Here is a 15,218-nt window from a genome sequence, read left to right as displayed (position 1 = left end):
GGGTCCGGCTGCCCAGAGCGGCCACCGTGATGGGGCCGAGGAACTCAATGGCCACTGCGGTACCCATGGGCAGGCGGGCGATTGCTTCATAGAAGGTCATGTTCATGGCCAGGGTGGAGATCCCGTACACGGCAGCATTGAAGCCGGTTCTTCCCAGGAAATCACGCATCCGGGGTCGAAACAGCACCACCAGGATCACCGCGGCAGTGGAGATCCGCAGCCAGGCCACCAGGACGGGTGGGAGGTTCTCAAACAAGCCGACGGCAATGGCTGCTCCCGCGTACAAGGACAGCCCGTTGATGACCATCAGAAGAGGTGCCAGGGCACTGTTCCCAGACTTGATACGACCAAACATGCTCACGCTCGGATGATACCGGAGAAGGTGCCAGTCACATCAACATACCGCGCGTGCTCAGAATGGCTCTGGCCGTCATCGCCACTTGCGGTGTGTCATCGTTGATCAATGTGGTCAGCAGCGGGGTGGAACCAGCAAATTCCGCTAGTGCCTGGGTGATCCGTGCCCGGGCGGGATCAGAGCTCGGCAGGCAACGCAGGGAGTCTTCCAAACTGCGCAGGACCTCTGTTCCCCAGTCTTCCTGCCCAGCAAGAACCTCAGCGGCATCCACATCATGTCTACCGGTGAGGATCATATCCATCAATTCCCTCATGGCTTCCCGCTGGCCTCTGCGACCAAGCGGCAGTGCCACCAACGCCCTGATCTCCGGGTCCTCATCCTGTAACGCAGTGAGGAGGTGGCGCACCGGCACCTCAGGTGCCTCTGTGAGGATGCGGACTGCTTGTCGACGCACACCGAGATCTGTTGCCTCCAGGCCCCGGAGAACTTCGTTCACAGCTTTCTCCCCTGCCCGGAGTACCGCCCAGGTCAACGCACCGGCTGCATTGGGGTTTGTCTCTTTCAACGCTGCCCTGGCTAACTCCTTGGGATCTATACCAGCTTCTTGCGAGAGCGCACTCGCTTGTCTTCTCGCCGGATCAGGGGAACGCAGGTCACGCAGCATGGCAGTGATCACCAATGCCTCATCCCAGTCTGTGGCTCCTGCTGCGCGCACCGCTACCAGGCGGTCAAACAGTGCTCTTTCCTGTTTCAGACGTTCCCTGGAATCCGCAATCAGTTCATTGAGAACAGCCTCAACCGAAAACGCTGGATCTTCAAGCGCCTGCTTCACCTCTTTGAGCCCAAGCCCCAGGGAACGCAGACTTTCAATATGGAAGATCCGGCGCAGGTCGTGCTCCCCATATTCCCGGTATCCGACTGAGGTGCGTGCCGAAGGAACAAGGAGACCGAGGGATTCATAGTGGCGTAGCATCCTCGCGCTCACCCCGGTTCTGGCTGATATCTCTCCAATGCGCATGGGTTTAAGTCTGCGCCCACTGGCCAAGTGCAGCAACCCTGCGGGCATCATGGAGGTAAGCTGAGATACTTCCCTCAGGATCATCCATGAAGGACCGGGTGGCCTGGGTATGGGCGGCCACCGCCATCAACAATGGGATGGTCTCCTCCTCCAGGGCTGCCAGTGCCCGGCTGAGACTGCGTTGTGTCTCCTCATCACCACGTCCCAACTCCATCACCAATTCAGCAGCCAATTCTCGACGCTGCGCATCGGGTACGACAACCACTGCGAGCCGCCACGCGGCGGTGCGGACACTGGGGGTAGCGTCGTGAAGCAATTGCGTGCTCACCATCTCCCAGGTTCCAGGGTGGCTGATTTTAGACAGGGTATGCAACGCCTGGCTGCGGGCCTGCGGGCTGGGATCCGACAACGCTGCCGCCAGGAGCGGCAAGGTGTTGTTTTCCGGGTGTCTGGTCAGCGCCCAGGTGAGCATGTCGCGGACAAAGAAGTCTGTCTCCGCACTGCAGCGTTCCATGAGCGAAACAAGGTGTTCAGGATCAGGATCAGTCCCTGCAGCTAATGCTGCGCGCAGACGGGTCGATGAGTTCGGTGCGGAAAGTGCCTGTGTGATGTTCATATCTTCCACCCCACCACCTGACACTGTGTCAAGGTCAAGATAGCCCCGCTGCAGACACAGCAGGGCTATCTGAAAATCAAGGCTTAAGCCTTGGCAACCTCTGCGGTCACATCCTTGAGAACTTCATGGGCATCAGCACCAAGATCAGCTTCAACAACCTCAAAGGAGGTTGCAAGAACTTCACCGGCGATGTGCTCAGCATGATGGTTGGCCCATTCCCGCTTCTCAGCAGGGACAGACAGCTTCACGCTGATGCGGTCAGAGACCTCAAAACCGGAGGACTTGCGGGCATCCTGCAGTCCACGGATGACGTCCGCAGCCCAGCCTTCAGCCTCAAGCTCAGGGGTCAGTTCCATATCCAGGACAACCAGGCCATCAACATCATCGATCTGCGCAGTGGAATCCGGGTTAGCGGCCACCAGACGCTCGGTGTATTCGCCATCCTGCAGCTCAATACCATCAGCCACAACAATATCGCCCTCGCGGGTGTAGTTGCCGGACTTCACGGCCTTGATCACACGCTGGACATCGCGGCCCAAACGTGGACCTGCGACCTTGGCGTTGACAACAACCTCGAAGGTGCCCACGGAATCCACATCGGAGGTCAGCTCAACATTCTTGACGTTGACCTCATCGCGGATGATGGACAGGAAGTCACCCAGACGCTCAGAGTCAGGCAGTGCAACGGTCAGGCCAGGCAGTGGCAGACGGTTACGCAGCTTGTGGGACTTACGGATAGAGGACGCAGCCGAGCACACGCCACGGATCTCATCCATGGTGCGGACCAGTTCAGCATCTGCCGGGAAGCTGTCAGCAGATGGGAAGTCGGTCAGATGGACGGAACGCTCACCGGTCAGACCACGCCAGATGACCTCGGTGGTCATCGGCAGCAGTGGAGCTGCCACGCGGGCGAGAGTCTCCAGCACGGTGTAGAGGGTGTTGAAGGCCTCAGGGTGTGCCTCATCGCCTTCCCAGAAACGGTCACGGGAACGACGCACGTACCAGTTGGTCAGGGCATCACAGAACCAACGCACCAGGTCACAGGCACGGGCGATGTCAGTGGCATCAAGTGCCGCGGTGACATCCGCAACCAGGTCATGGAGCTTGGCCAGGATGTAGCGGTCCAGCACATCGGTGGAGTCCACGGACCAGGTGGCCTTCTTGGAGGCGTACAGCTGGAGGAAAGAGTAGGCGTTCCACATCGGCAGCTGTGCCTGGCGAACACCCTCGCGGATGCCCTTCTCCGTGACAATCAGGTTGCCGCCACGCAGGATCGGGGAACTCATAAGGAACCAACGCATAGCGTCAGATCCATCACGGTCGAAGACCTCGTTGACGTTCGGGTAGTTGCCCTTGGACTTAGACATCTTCAGTCCATCATCACCGAGCACGATGCCGTGGGCGACAACCTTCTTGAAGGCTGGGCGGTCAAACAGTGCGGTGGACAGCACGTGCAACAGGTAGAACCAGCCACGGGTCTGTCCGATGTACTCCACAATGAAGTCGGCTGGTGCGTGGGTATCGAACCAGTCTTTGTTCTCAAATGGGTAGTGAACCTGAGCGAAAGGCATGGAGCCAGAGTCGAACCAAACATCCAGGACATCTGGGACGCGGCGCATGGTGGACTTACCGGTTGGGTCATCCGGGTTCGGGCGGGTCAGCTCATCGATGTAGGGGCGGTGCAGTGAGGTTGGGCGGACACCAAAGTCAGCTTCCAGCTCATCCAGGGAACCGTAGACATCCACGCGTGGGTAGTTCTCATCATCGGAAATCCACGCCGGGATCGGGGACCCCCAGTAACGGGAACGGGAGATGTTCCAGTCACGGGCACCTTCCAGCCACTTACCAAACTGGCCGTCACGGATGTGGCCAGGCATCCATTCGATATCCTGGTTGACCTCAACCATGCGGTCACGGATCTCAGTAACGTTGACGAACCAGGATGGCAGAGCCATGTAGATCAGTGGTTCGCCGGAACGCCAGGAGTGTGGGTAGGAGTGCTCGATGGTCTGGTGGCGCACAACGCGGCCTGCAGCCTTGAGGTCCTTGATGATGTCCTTGTTGGCATCAAAGACCAGCTGGCCCTGGTACTCAGGGGTCAGGGAGGTGAACTTACCGTCCATATCGACCGGGATGACCGGGGCGATGTCTGCTGCATTACAGACAAACATATCCTCTTCACCAAAGGCTGGTGCCTGGTGGACGATACCGGTGCCGTCCTCGGTGGTGACATAGTCAGCGCCGAGGATCTGGAAGGCATTCTCATGATCACGGAAGTAGTCAAAAACCGGCTCGTAGGTCAGGCCGATGAGCTCGGTACCTGCGTGCTCGGAGACGATGACAGCATCGGTGCCCAATTCCTTGGCGTAGGCAGACACCAGGTCTTTGGCCAGCAGGAGCTTGGCACCAACGAAACCGGCTTCGCCGTCTTCTGCAACCTCAACCAGTGCGTAGGTGACATCTGGGTGGACAGCCAGCGCCAGGTTGGAAGGAAGGGTCCACGGAGTGGTGGTCCAAGCGATCGCGTTGGCGCCGATGAGGTCAGCATTTGCATCAGTGCCCTCACGCTTGCCGGTGATCGGCATGGTGACAGTCAGGGTTGGATCCTGGCGCAGCTTGTAGGAATCATCCAGTCGGGTTTCCTGGTTGGACAGTGGGGTGTGCTCAGCCCAGGAATATGGAAGAACGCGGAAGCCCTGGTAGATCAGGCCCTTCTTGTAAAGCTCCTTGAACGCCCAGATCACGGATTCCATGTAGGTCAGGTCCATGGTCTTGTAGCCGTTTTCGAAGTCAACCCAACGTGCCTGGCGGGTGACGTATTCCTCCCATTCCTTGGTGTACTGGAGAACGGAGGTGGCGCAGTACTCATTGAACTTGGCAAGACCCATGGTCTCGATCTCGCCTTTATCCTTGATACCCAGCTGCTTCTCGGCTTCCAGCTCTGCTGGCAGACCGTGGGTGTCCCAACCGAAGACACGAGGAACGTGGTAGCCACGCATGGTCTGGTAACGGGGAACGATGTCCTTGACGTAGCCGGTCAGCAGGTGTCCGTAGTGTGGCAGACCATTGGCGAAAGGAGGACCATCGTAGAAGACATAGTCCTCAGCACCTTCTCGCTGATCGATACTGGCCTGGAAGGTGTCATCCTTCTGCCAGAATTTCAGTACGTTTTCTTCCATCTCCGGGAAACGAGATGATCCACCGGTTAGATCAACCTGTGGGTAGACTCCGCCAACAGCTTCAGTCATGAGTGTGGGTTCCTTATCCTTCACGCAAGAATTGTTCATTATCCTGCGGGGACGCCCCAGATACAGACGCGGTACCACCCTGCTTGAAGCAACCACCGAGAAAATTTTCCGCGGTGGTTGATTCCACTTGATTTGAAGAAGGTCTTTCACGGTCCCACCCGTCCGGTTCTACTGAGCGGCTCTGACCACGTTGTGCAGACAAGCAGCTGTTCTTCCGGAAAAGACTCCCCGGTGATGGCCGGATCATTGCCTTCACCTCCCCCAAGCTCAGGGAAAGCGACTGTGGCCAAGTATAGCGCACAACCATGGAAAAACATTTTTGAAGTTGACCGGCCAGAACAGGAAAATTCCACCTGCCCCCTGAGCGGGTCTTACCTCACAGAGCCTCCCTTCCCACCGTGTGCTCCCCTGGGCAGCCGAAGGCCTGCCTATTTATGCCGGCGGGATCTGCGCTGTTGGCGGTTGTACCACTCATCAATACCGAAACACACGATCCCGGTAAGAACCACGGTCATCAGCAGCCACGTCCAAATATGTGAATCAGAGATGACTGTGACCACTAGGAGAATAAACCCAAGGACCGACAGGATCAACGCGGCAATGAACATGACTTCCTGAAAAGTGGGAGGAGAATTCGGATAAAAGAAACAGGTGGAAAAGACCAATGCTCCCCTGTGGGATCCGAAAGGAACATACCGGATCCCGGGGGAGCCGGGTTATCAGGGAGTTAACTGCAGGGGAAAGCTTGTCTCAAGCTTTCCCCTGCAATCACAATTTAGGAGTTCTGCTGACCTGAAGACTTGCCTGTGTTGTTGGCAGGTGCGGAAGAACCACGAGCGTTGAGTTCCTCCAGCTGGCCCTCGAGGAGGGACTTCAGGCGGGTGCGGTACTCGCGCTCGAAGGTCTGCAGCTCTGCGATGCGGATCTCCAGGGCATTTTGCTGCTCCTTGACCGCTGCCATGGTTTCGGTGTGCTTGCGCTCTGCATCTGCCTGCAGCGCATTCGCCTTGTCCTCAGCCTGACGGATCTGAGCTTCTGCACGGGAGGTGGCGTCTGCAATGGTAGTTGCGGACTTCTTCTCTGCTTCAGCAACAAGGTTCTTAGCACGGGTGTCTGCTTCAGCGATCTGCTTCTCAGCGCGCTGACGGGCATCCTCAAGAGTCTTGTTGGATGTGGTGTTGGCCTCGGAGATCTGCTTCTCAGCAGCCTCACGTGCCTCATCCAGCATGGAACGGGACTCAGCCTGGGCATCAGAGGTCAGGCGATCAGCCATCTCCTGTGCCATTCCGAGAACCTTGGCTGCCTGAATGTGGGTATCAGCAGTAGCTCCACTGCTGGCGGCAACTGGTGCGGCTGCCGCAGCTGCGACGGTAGCGGAGTTTGCCTTGGAGTCAGACTTCGCAGCGGACTGCGCCTTGGCAGCCTCATCACGTGCAGACTTAGCATCAGACTGTGCCTTCTGTGCCTGCTCCTGAGCAGACTTGGCATCATTCTGGGCCTTGATGGTTGCCTTCTGGGCATCCTCAAGCTTGGTCTTGTACTCAGCGCGGAGCTTGTCCTCGATCTCCTTGCGCAGAGCAGACTCATCGACAGACTTGGCAGCAGCACCGGTACCTACACCGGCAGCACCCGCACCTGCAGAAGGAGCATCCTTCAGCTGGGTCTCAAGTTCCTCAACGCGCTGGCTGAGGTCATCGTTTTCTTCCTGAAGCTGCGCGAGGGTGTCCTCAACGAGATCCAGAAACTGATCAACCTCATCCTCGTTGTAGCCACGCTTGCCGATCGGCGGCTTACTGAAAGCGACGTTGTGCACATCAGCTGGAGTCAACGGCATTAGCGGATTCCCTTCGATTTAACGGTGGCCCCAGGCGGGGCCGGGACTCAGTCGCAGGAATCTCCCACGACTGGAACTTCCATTTATCATACTGTCCTTCACACGCGATTGTATCCAGCAACCCAATTTTCATCGGGTTACGCGCCGTAAGTAACCACCGTTTCTTCAACCGGCAGACTGCACATCCCCATCGGGAAGATGAACATCCGGAGACAATCACGAACGGGGGATACCCTACCCCCAACAGTTACAGAAATGTCATTAGCATGGCTGTTTCGCTGTAATTCCGGTACTGGTGAAGCTACTTCCGCCTCCGCAGATAAAACCCTCGACCTTGAATGACAACTTCAACAGGCCCCTGAAAAACCATCTCGCACCTCTGGCTTCAACGGGTGTGCAGATAGGGGGTGATTAGATAAAAAAACCCGCCTGCGTGAACGCCGCCCAGTGATGGGTTCGCACGCAGACGGTATCTGGAGGTTTTCAGCGGTCAGTGGCCGCTGCGAAGCTCCCTAGAAAGGCAACAGTGTCACCAGTGCCCTGAGGATGGAGAGGATGAAGAACAGCACGATCACTGAGATATCCAGACGGATATTGCCCAGCGGCATGGTTGGAATGATCCTGCGCAGTAGCTTTACCGGCGGATCAGTCACCGCGAAGATAGGTTCTGCGATGATGTAGAACCACTTCGGCGGTGAGAAGGATCGGGAAAATGACTGAATCATCTCAATGACGATGCGTGCGATCAGCACGAACATATAAATGTCGATGATCCAGGCGATCAATAATGCAATGTTACCCACGAGAAAACAGCCTAACTGAAGTTGGCCCCAGAAGGTACAAGGAAGGGGGCCGGAGGATGGTGGTGTGCCCTTTCCCAGGGCTTTCTCCACTCAGGGAGCAGGGCACAAAACCCGCCACCGTGTTCGTGCTGTTAGAAAACAACCTCGAATACGAATGGCGGGTTCCTTAAGGGGATTCCGATCACGCTGCACATGACTCGGGTCCCGGACGTCACAAAATCAGGCGACGCTGTCCGTTAACCGCTGAAAAATTTTCACCTCTTTGAAAGAGGCGGAAATCAGTACCTAGCGGATGCGTGCGGCGCGCTCGAGTTCTGAAATGGAGATATTTGAGTTTTCCGGGGTGATGGCGAAGTTGTCGCTGTCCAGCTTCTGCATCTTGCCACGCAGTGCAAAGCACAGTCCTGCAGCGAAGTCGACGATGCGGCGTGCCTCTTCACGGGTCAGGCGGGACATGTCGAAGATGACTCCGTCACCGTCACGGAAGGCGGCACCAATTTCCTGAGCATCCTCAAAGGAGTTCAGATTCACGGTGACGATGGTGGGCTGGTAGACCCGTGGCGCTGGTGGAGTTGCCACCGGTGCCTGTGGGCGGGCGTAACCATATTCCGGTTCACGGTAGTCAGGCGCGTACGCAGCAGAGCCCTCGTAGCGCATTTCCTCGCCGTAGTATGCCTCGTCCTGCTCGGTCTCATATGGCGCGAGCCCGAAGAACTCTTTGGTCTTCTTCATCATTGACATGGCAGTTTCCCTTCACCTGGAATGTCTGTAGTTCATGTGCAGCTGGGGTGTTTACACACCCACTAACTTTGAATTCTTACGGTAGCGGTCGTGGTCCAAGTATTTCTGTTCCGACACGCACGATTGTAGAGCCATGCCGGATTGCTTCCGCGAGATCTCCAGACATACCGGCAGAAAATTCCAAGGTCCTGTCAAAGTATTGTTCCATACCTGCCAGAACACCCTTGGCCTGGGAAAATGACTTTTCCGTTTCCCACCCGATCGGGGGTACACACATCAGTCCAGCCAGATCCAGGTGTGTTGCCGATTCGATGGCTTCCGCCACCTGCATGAGCTCCCTGGTGGACACCCCCCCTCGTGCAGTATCCCCATCCAGGCTGAGCTGAATGAAACAGGGGAACACACCTGAATTCCGATCTCCCCTCTCAAGGGCGAGTCCCACTCCTCTGTCCAGTGCTTCTGCCAGTCGTACGCTGTCCACTGAGTGGACGGCGGATGCCCAGCGGGCCACCGCGTTGGCTTTCTTGGTCTGGATCTGGCCGATCATGTGGAAGTCCATCGCTGGGAAGTCTGACTGTTTCGCCCGGGCTTCCTGCTCGCGGTTCTCGCCCACTGCGGTGATGCCCAGTTCGTGGAGGGCTCGGATGTCAGCGACCGGGTGGTATTTGGTTACTGGCAACAGTGTCACGCTGTCAGGCGCGCGACCGGCATCGGCGGTCGCAGCGTCGATACGCTCCTTGACCCTGGCCAGACTGTCCTGTAAATCCTCTTTGCGGGTCATGGTTATGCGCCACCTGCTCCGGAGGCTGGTAGCCACACCACACCAGCCTGCCGGCCGGTGGTGCCCTCCCTGCGGTAAGAGAAGAAGTCCTCATCCTCGATGGTGCAGCGGGGATCAGAATCAATCATCTGCACACCAAGGCTTAACAGCTGTCGCAGCAGACCGGCACGCACATCCAGGCCGGTGGTGCCCTTGGAGGTCCTGGCGATGGAACCAGGAAGCTTGGCTTCGACGTCATGAGCCATGCTGTCAGGCACCTCATAGTTCTTACCTGAGGCTGCAGCGCCCATCAGCGCGTGGATATTGGCAGGCGTTGCGCCAAGTTCCACCATCTTCTCCACGGCCTTCTTCACAATGCCGTTGCGGGCGCCCATGCGGCCCGCGTGGACTGCTGCGATCACACCAGCTTCGGTATCTGACAACAGAACCGGCACGCAGTCAGCTACAAGTACCGCCAGTGCCAACTCCCTCTGAGTGGTCACCAGCGCGTCAGTGGCCTCAATCGGAGCACCAGCATTGAGGGTGCCATCAACCACGGTGACCGTGTTGGAGTGAATCTGCTCCATGTAGATGACACGGTGGGGGTCCAGGCCAATGATATCGGCGAGGCGGGCGCGGTTGGCGGCAACATGTTCTGGGTCATCGCCAACATGGTCGCCCAGGTTGAATGAGGCGAATGGGGAGAGCGAAACCCCGCCTGCACGGGTCGTGAAGACCTTGCGGACGGGGCGGGTACGTGGGTCAAGACTGTCCATGGGGAACCAGTCTATTCACCATTGCTTAACGGAGGAAGCTGGGCACATCCAGATCGTCGTCTCCGTCATCGCGGCGGTCATCACGACGGTGATCATCGCGGCGCTCGTCCCGACGGTAATCACGATCATCACCACGGGTGAACAGACCACCAGAGCGACTGTCATCGATGCGGTGGCGGGCTCCTGCAGAGCGGGACTCGTATGGATCCGCCTCACGTGAACCACCGAAGATGGACTCATTGGACGGAGCCGGGGTGGCATCCTGGCTGCTTGGTGCTGGAGCTGGTGCGGATTCCTGCTGTGGTGCAGTGCCACCGGCATCAACAGAGCGACGCTCCTTGGAAGCGCTGGCACGTGCTGCATCAAAGCCAGTGGCAATGACGGTGACGCGTACTTCATCGCCCAGGTTGTCATCGATGATGGTACCGAAGATGAGGTTGACGTCTTCGTCGGAACGCTCACGGACCATGGATGCAGCCTGGTTGACTTCCATGAGGCCGAGGTCGGATCCGCCGGCAAACGACAGTAGAACGCCGGTGGCGCCGTCCATGGTGGCTTCCAGAAGTGGGGAGTTTATTGCCTGCTCAGTGGCGGTGACCACGCGGTTGTCACCGCGGGAAGAACCGACACCCATGAGGGCGGAGCCGGCTTCGGACATGACTGAACGCACGTCCGCGAAGTCCACGTTGATCACACCCGGGATGGTGATGAGGTTGGTTATACCCTGCACACCGTTGTGCAGAACCTCATCGGCGGCACGGAAGGCCTCCATCATGGAAAGGTTGGCATCACCGAGTTCAAGAAGGCGGTCATTCGGGATGACGATGAGGGTGTCACAGACTTCCTTGAGTGCCTCAATTCCCTCTTCAGCCTGGCGGGTACGCCGACGACCTTCGAATTCGAAGGGCTTGGTCACGACACCGATGGTCAGTGCACCCATCTTCTTGGCGATCCCAGCAACAACAGGAGCGGCACCTGTACCGGTGCCACCACCCTCACCGGCGGTGACGAACACCATGTCGGCGCCCTTGATGGTCTCTTCGATCTCGTTCTTGTGGTCTTCCGCAGAGGTGCGTCCGACCTCAGGGTTGGCCCCGGCACCAAGACCACGGGTTGCCTCGCGTCCGATATCCAGCTTTACATCTGCATCAGAGAACATCAGGGCCTGCGAGTCGGTGTTCACCGCGATGAACTCCACGCCTTTGAGGCCTTCTTCAATCATGCGGTTAACGGCGTTGACTCCGCCGCCGCCGACGCCGACGACCTTAATCTTGGCGAGGTAGTTGTTCGGTGAGGTCATTGTGTATGTCTCGCCTTTCGAAGAGTTGGTGCGCATAAGTCACAGTTTTTAACTAAATTTTCCTTGGCCTTCGTCCGAGGGAACCCGTTGGATAATCCCCAGCCGAATACCGACTGTCCTCCATAATGAGTGAAAACCACTCATATATGTCGGACATTCATGGCGGCGTGTCGCTACCCTCAACCTCAACTTTAGGGTTGTTGTAGTGCGAAAACACTCCAGCAATCCACTTTAGCGGACTGTCACCATTGACGGTGAGCTGATGTTCCACTCCTGACCTTCCCGCTTGATCACGGTGGACAGTGCTACAGCTTTGTCGTGGCTATTTTCAGAGGAACCCCAGTAGATTTCTCTGCCGTCAGTGAGCTTTAACAGGATGTCAAAGCGGTCAGGAGCATCAATAGTGGCGATCTGCTCCTTCAGTTCAGGTTTATAGTCCGTGATCGCATTGATCACTTCGATCGCAGCCGGGAGAACATCCGGGTCATCCTCGCTGGTTCCGGTGATCTCCACTGTCCCAAACGGGGGTGTTCCGATGATGATCGGCAACCCCTCGGTGTCGATGACATGGTCACCGTCATCACGTTTGACGAACACCGCCGCCTCCCTCTCAGCCAGTTCAATCTCAACTGTGGAGGGGAAGGTGCGGTTGACCGTGACTGAACTGACCCAGGGCATATCCGCAATGGCACGCGCTGCCTGGGTAGCATCAATGCGCAGGAAGTTATCTCCCTGGTTAATACCGGAAAGTTCCTGTGCCTGCTCGGTGTCCGTGCGGGTTGCGCCGATGATCTCCACAGATTCCACCTTGAAGATCGGCACAAACCAGGACACGGCCCCGAGGATCAGCACCACGCTGATCACCGCAGCGACCACCAGGGCGATGATTTTCTTGGACATCACAGGCCTCTTTATCCCTGCAACCGGGCGAGGATCTCCGGAGCCAGCATGGTGACAGAACCCGCCCCCATGGTGAGAATGATGTCGCCGGGGCCGGCGATCTCTGCAATGCGCTCAGGAACCGCAGTGAAATTGGGTTCATAGATGACCGGGATGGTCATTTCCTCAGTGATGACACGGGAGGTCACGCCTTCCACGGGGGTTTCCCGTGCCCCGAAGATATCCAGGACCACCGCAGAATCCGCCAGGGACAGTGCCGCTGCAAATTCCTTGGTGAATTCCAAGGTTCTGGAATACAGGTGGGGCTGGAAAGCCACGATCACATGCCCCTCTCCAGCAGCATCCACACGCTCCCTGGCTGCGGTGACAACCGCATCCACCTCTGTCGGGTGGTGTGCGTAATCGTCATAGACGGACGCACCCTTGTAGCTACCACCTTCCAGGGTTCCGTGGTGTTCAAAACGTCGACGCACACCCGAGAAGTCGCTGAGTCCGTCCACCAGTCTGTCCAGATCGCCACCGACGAGGTAGCCGGACAGCAGCGCGGCCGCTCCGTTGAGCACCATGTGGTCACCTGGGATCTGGAGGGTCACCTCCACTTCTCTGCCATCGAGGTCAATGCGTGCGCGGGTGCCTTCAGGCACCACTGCGGAGCTGCGGATCCGTGCCATGGCAGGCACCGTTGGGTGGGCTGCAGCAGCAGGTTCGGTGCCGTAGCCGACCACGTTGATGCCCTTGGCAACCGAGCGCTCGCCCAGTGCTGCGGCATTGTCATCATCAAGGCAGACCACGAGGGTGCCACCGTCAACGATGCGGTCAGCGAAATCATCAAACACCTGGAAATAGGCATCGTGAGTTTTAAAGAAGTCCAGGTGATCCGGCTCAATGTTGGTCACCACGGCGATCTCCGGCTTATAACGCAGGAGGGAGGCATCAGATTCATCAGCCTCCGCAATAAAGACATCCCCGGTTCCTTGATGCGCGTTGGTGCCGGCCTTATTCAGCTGGCCACCGATGGCGAAGCTGGGATCCATGCTTGCAGCCTGCATGGAGACCACAGCCATCGAGGTGGTGGAGGTTTTACCATGGGTTCCTGCGATGAGGATCTGACGGTGATCCTCCAGCAGTTCACCGAGGAGATCTGAACGGCGGATGACCGGGATGCCTTCTTCCCTGGCCCTGGCCAGTTCCGGGTTGTCTTGGGGGATCGCAGCAAAGGAGGTCACTACAACGGTGGGGAGCTCACCGGATAGTTCCAGGTTTTCAGCTGCATGGCCAACCGCAATCCTGGCACCCACTGCACGCAGTGGTAACAGCGTGCGTGAGTCCTTGGCATCAGAACCGGTGACGGTTTTGCCCCGTGCCAACAAGATTCTTGCGACACCGGACATGCCTGCGCCGCCGATACCGATGAGGTGGACCCTGGACAAGTCGATGGCGGCTGCGTTGGAGGGGTTGGTGATGGTCACCTGGTCATTCCTCGTCTTTCATGAAATTAGGGGTGGTGAATGAAGTGGATGTTATTTCTGGACTGTGGTTGCAGCCACGATGAGATCAGCGACCACGCTTGCGGCGTTACCCACCGAGGATGTGCGTGCAGCTTGGATCATGCTGTCATAGGTGGAGGTGTTCTGTAGGACTTCACGGACCTCGGACACAAACCTCTCCGGGGTCAGATCGGTATCTTCCACCATGCGGGCTGCCCCGGCAGCGATGACGGCACTGGCGTTGAGTGCCTGTTCACCATTGCCATGCGGCAGGGGAACATAGATCGCTGGAATTCCTGAGGCTGTCACCTCGGCCACGGTCATGGCACCGGACCGGCAGATGATCAGATCGGCAACGCTGTAGGCCGCCTGCATATCCTCGATGAAATGCAGCGGAACATATCCAGGCCGCGCCTCGGGAAGGTCATTGCGCTTCCCCACCGCATGAAGGACCTGGTAGCCGTCTTTGAGCAGGTCATCGAGTGCTCCGGCTAGTGCATTGTTCAGGCTGGCTGCACCCTGGGATCCACCGGTGACAAAGATCGTGGTGCGGTCTTCATCCAGGTTCCACTGGCTGCGGGCACGGTCTGCGGCCTGTGCATCGCGGTCGCCACCAAGCCCCTGTCTGATGGGAATACCCACGACATCACCGGGCATGCCGGAATCAGCAACGGCATTCAATCCCGTGCCACCCAATTTCACACCCAGTTTATTAGCCATGCCGGCACGGGCATTGGCCTCATGAACAAAGAAGGGCAAGCCTAGGGTTCGGGCAGCCAGGTAGGCAGGTGCTGACACATAACCACCGAAACCTGCTACCGCTTGTGCACCGGTGTCAATGAGGATCTGCCTGGTCTGTCGGATGGATTTGATCACCCGGAGTGGAAGTCTCAGCAGTTCAAGGCTGGGTTTACGAGGAACTGGAACCGGCTCAATCAGTCGCAGTGGGAAACCGCGGTCCGGTACCAGTGTCGTCTCCAGACCACGGGCAGTGCCCAGGGCTGTCACAGTGGCTCCGTATTTGTCGCGGAGTGCCTCAGCCACAGCCAGCGCAGGCTCTACGTGGCCGGCGGTGCCACCGCCTGCAACCACCACTGACAAGGGTGTGTTTGACAAACTCATTTCGGGGTTCCTCTCCTACCTGTGAAAAGTACTATCTGCGGTCACGGTCTCTCTCTCATCCACGACCGGTACCACCCCGGCGGGGGTCATTTCTTCTGGACTGGCCCCTGCCGGATGTGTTTCTCCCGGTGGTTCCTCTTCCAGTTATGCTTCTGCCGGTTGCTCCCCCACGGCGGATCTCTTCCCTGGATCGACGGCTTTCCTGGCTTCTGACGCTACCAGTCCGGGCAGACGGGGATTGTGCACCGCCACGGACAC

At 57.9% G+C, this 15,218-nt stretch carries 12 protein-coding genes and 1 pseudogene; all 13 read right to left on the bottom strand.

The genetic code is table 11. The annotated features are described in order from the left end of the window. Window positions 1-355, bottom strand: a pseudogene (locus Q0M74_RS08210) (EamA family transporter); the annotation flags it as partial. A gap of 34 nt (window positions 356-389) precedes the next feature. Next, a complete protein-coding gene (locus tag Q0M74_RS08205; protein ID WP_293953286.1) occupies window positions 390-1,373 on the bottom strand; it encodes a MerR family transcriptional regulator in 984 nt (327 codons plus the stop codon). 4 nt (window positions 1,374-1,377) lie between these two features. Continuing rightward, on the bottom strand, window positions 1,378-1,989 hold the full coding sequence (locus tag Q0M74_RS08200; RefSeq protein ID WP_293953284.1) for a HEAT repeat domain-containing protein: 612 nt from the start codon (window positions 1,987-1,989) through the stop codon (window positions 1,378-1,380). Window positions 1,990-2,072: 83 nt separating this feature from the next. After that, window positions 2,073-5,237, bottom strand: coding sequence for an isoleucine--tRNA ligase (ileS, locus tag Q0M74_RS08195; protein ID WP_293953282.1), 3,165 nt, complete (start codon window positions 5,235-5,237; stop codon window positions 2,073-2,075). A gap of 775 nt (window positions 5,238-6,012) precedes the next feature. After that, window positions 6,013-7,071, bottom strand: a complete 1,059-nt coding sequence (locus Q0M74_RS08190; RefSeq protein WP_293953280.1) for a DivIVA domain-containing protein — start codon at window positions 7,069-7,071, stop codon at window positions 6,013-6,015. Between the two features lie 512 nt (window positions 7,072-7,583). Continuing rightward, window positions 7,584-7,874, bottom strand: a complete 291-nt coding sequence (locus tag Q0M74_RS08185) for a YggT family protein (RefSeq protein ID WP_293953278.1) — start codon at window positions 7,872-7,874, stop codon at window positions 7,584-7,586. Between the two features lie 285 nt (window positions 7,875-8,159). Continuing rightward, window positions 8,160-8,615: a cell division protein SepF gene (locus Q0M74_RS08180; protein ID WP_293953276.1), complete on the bottom strand. Its 456-nt coding sequence runs from the start codon at window positions 8,613-8,615 to the stop codon at window positions 8,160-8,162. A gap of 76 nt (window positions 8,616-8,691) precedes the next feature. Then, a complete protein-coding gene (locus tag Q0M74_RS08175; RefSeq protein ID WP_293953274.1) occupies window positions 8,692-9,396 on the bottom strand; it encodes a YggS family pyridoxal phosphate-dependent enzyme in 705 nt (234 codons plus the stop codon). Between the two features lie 2 nt (window positions 9,397-9,398). After that, a complete protein-coding gene (gene pgeF, locus Q0M74_RS08170; RefSeq protein WP_293953272.1) occupies window positions 9,399-10,151 on the bottom strand; it encodes a peptidoglycan editing factor PgeF in 753 nt (250 codons plus the stop codon). Between the two features lie 25 nt (window positions 10,152-10,176). Beyond that, window positions 10,177-11,451 (bottom strand): cell division protein FtsZ, encoded by a 1,275-nt coding sequence (ftsZ, locus tag Q0M74_RS08165; protein WP_293953270.1) that lies wholly within the window; start codon window positions 11,449-11,451, stop codon window positions 10,177-10,179. Window positions 11,452-11,682: 231 nt separating this feature from the next. Further along, entirely contained in the window at window positions 11,683-12,351 is a 669-nt protein-coding gene (locus Q0M74_RS08160; protein ID WP_293953269.1) for a cell division protein FtsQ/DivIB, read from the bottom strand. Window positions 12,352-12,362: 11 nt separating this feature from the next. Continuing rightward, complete coding sequence (gene murC / locus Q0M74_RS08155; protein ID WP_293953268.1) at window positions 12,363-13,820, bottom strand: UDP-N-acetylmuramate--L-alanine ligase; 1,458 nt, start codon at window positions 13,818-13,820, stop codon at window positions 12,363-12,365. Between the two features lie 51 nt (window positions 13,821-13,871). After that, window positions 13,872-14,960: an undecaprenyldiphospho-muramoylpentapeptide beta-N-acetylglucosaminyltransferase gene (gene murG / locus Q0M74_RS08150; protein WP_293953266.1), complete on the bottom strand. Its 1,089-nt coding sequence runs from the start codon at window positions 14,958-14,960 to the stop codon at window positions 13,872-13,874. Between the last annotated feature and the right edge of the window lie 258 nt (window positions 14,961-15,218).

Origin of the sequence: uncultured Corynebacterium sp. (assembly GCF_945649885.1) — a bacterium.
Taxonomy (GTDB): Bacteria; Actinomycetota; Actinomycetes; order Mycobacteriales; family Mycobacteriaceae; genus Corynebacterium.
The sequence above is the reverse complement of the archived record's forward strand: the minus strand, read 5'-3'. Positions and strand labels throughout refer to the sequence as shown.